The 2,023-nt window shown below is 31.3% G+C and carries 2 protein-coding genes; one reads left to right on the forward strand and one right to left on the reverse strand.

Translation table 11 applies throughout. From position 1 onward, the window contains the following. The coding region (dinB, locus tag U9R42_11910; protein ID MEA3496728.1) for a DNA polymerase IV at positions 1-1,097 on the reverse strand (1,097 nt) is incomplete at its 3' end. A 141-nt stretch (positions 1,098-1,238) separates the two neighbouring features. Here dinB and U9R42_11915 point away from each other — a divergent pair. After that, positions 1,239-2,023, forward strand: a 785-nt coding sequence (locus U9R42_11915; GenBank protein MEA3496729.1) for a LexA family transcriptional regulator, incomplete at its 3' end; no start/stop codon positions are given.

Genomic DNA, 2,023 nt, shown 5'->3' on the forward strand with positions numbered 1-2,023 from the left:
ATTTTGTCCATTTCGTAATAGAGGTCAATCATTTGTGCTTTATCGTCAAACAAGTTGAGTTGTTGCCCTCCATAAACAAGTTTGCTGAATTTGATACCAATAAGTCTTATTCGCATTCTCCGTGAATAAAGTTTTTGAAACAATGCTTTTACAATAATTTGTAATTTATGGTCGAAAGAAGTGTAGCTGATATTTTTTTGTAAAGTATGTGTATCAAAATTTGAATACCTTATTTTTACAGTAACACAGCCCGTTAGTTTATGTTTTTTTCTTAGCTTAAAAGCAGTTTTTTCTACCATTGCATTAAGTATTTTGTTTAATTCAATTATATCGGTTGTATCTTTTTCAAAAGTTTTTTCGCTACTTATTGATTTTCTTTCGGAATAACTTTTTACAACGCTTGTATCAAGTCCGTTTGCTTTTTTCCATATTGAAATACCGTTTTTACCAAGAACTGTTTTTACCATTTCGGGAGGCATATTACTTAACGTATGTATTTTTACAATTCCCATTGATCTAAGCAAAAAGTAGGTTTTTTTACCTATCATTGGTATTTTTCGTATCGATAAAGGATTTAGGAAAGCTTTTACAAAGTTGTTGTTTATTTGCAATTCTCCATTTGGCTTGGCTTCTCCTGTAGCTATTTTGGCAACAGTTTTATTTACCGATAATCCGAAAGAAATAGGCAGTCCTGTATTTTCAATTATCGAACTTCTTAATTCTTTAGCCCATTTGAGATTACCAAAAAATTTATCCATGCCGCTAATGTCAATGTAATGTTCGTCAATAGAAGCTTTTTCGTAAAGCGGAGCTTTTTCAGAAATTATTTCTGTTACCAATTTAGAATATTTGTTGTATAAATCAAGGTCGCCACGAACCGCAAAGGCATCAGGACAAAGATTACGTGCCATTCTCATAGGCATTCCCGAATGAACACCAAACTGACGTGCTTCATAACTACAACTGGCAACAACTGCACGGTCGGAGTTGCCACCTATAACAACAGGCTTGTTGTTAAGACTACTGTTTATAAGCCTTTCTACGGATACGAAGAAAGTATCAAGGTCGAAATGTAATATGCTTCTTTTGTCTTCCATTAAAAATATTTTATAAAAATTTGGTGTTTTAAAAATCTCATACTATCTTTGATTATATTTTAATCAAATAATTGTTTACAATATAAGCACTATTTTGATAACTGCAATAATTTTTTAAATAAAAATTAAAAAGGAGAAAATATGTATTTTGGTAAAAACATAAAATTATTAAGACAGCGACTAAAAATCACTCAAAGTGAAGTTGCTGAAGATTTGAAAATGAAAAGGTCAACACTAAGTGGATATGAAAATAGTGTTTCTCATCCTACCATAAAGGCTATGCTGGCTTTTTCCAAATATTATACTGTGTCAATAGATACTTTATTAAAAATGGATTTGAGTGAGTTGACCGATGGAATTTTAAGCGAGGTAATAGATGGGAGTGATGTGTTTATAAATGGAACTAAATTGCGAGTGCTGGCAACAACGGTAAATAGTGAAAATATTGAAAACATTGAATTGATACACGAAAAAGCTAAAGCAGGCTATACAACAGGTTTTGCCGACCCTGAATTTATAAAACTCCTGCCTACTTTTCATTTACCTTTTTTGTCGAAAGAAAGAAAATACAGAACTTTTCAAATTAGTGGTGATTCTATGTTGCCAATACCTGACGGTGCTTATGTTACAGGAGAATATGTTGAAAACTGGAGGCTTATTCGTGATCGTCATGCCTACATAATTCTTACCATGGATGATGGTATTGTTTTTAAAGTTACGGAAAACAAAATTGAAAAAGAAAAAAAGCTAACTTTGTATTCCTTAAATCCAATTTATGAGCCTTATAATATTCATATTAAAGAAGTTAAAGAGGTATGGAAATTTGTAAATTATATTAGCACAGAAGTTCCCGAAGGAAATTTACCCAAGGATGAATTATTAAAAACCGTTAGTAATTTGAAAAAAGATATGGATGAACTTAAGAA

The organism is Bacteroidota bacterium (assembly GCA_034723125.1).
Taxonomy (GTDB): Bacteria; Bacteroidota; Bacteroidia; order CAILMK01; family JAAYUY01; genus JAYEOP01.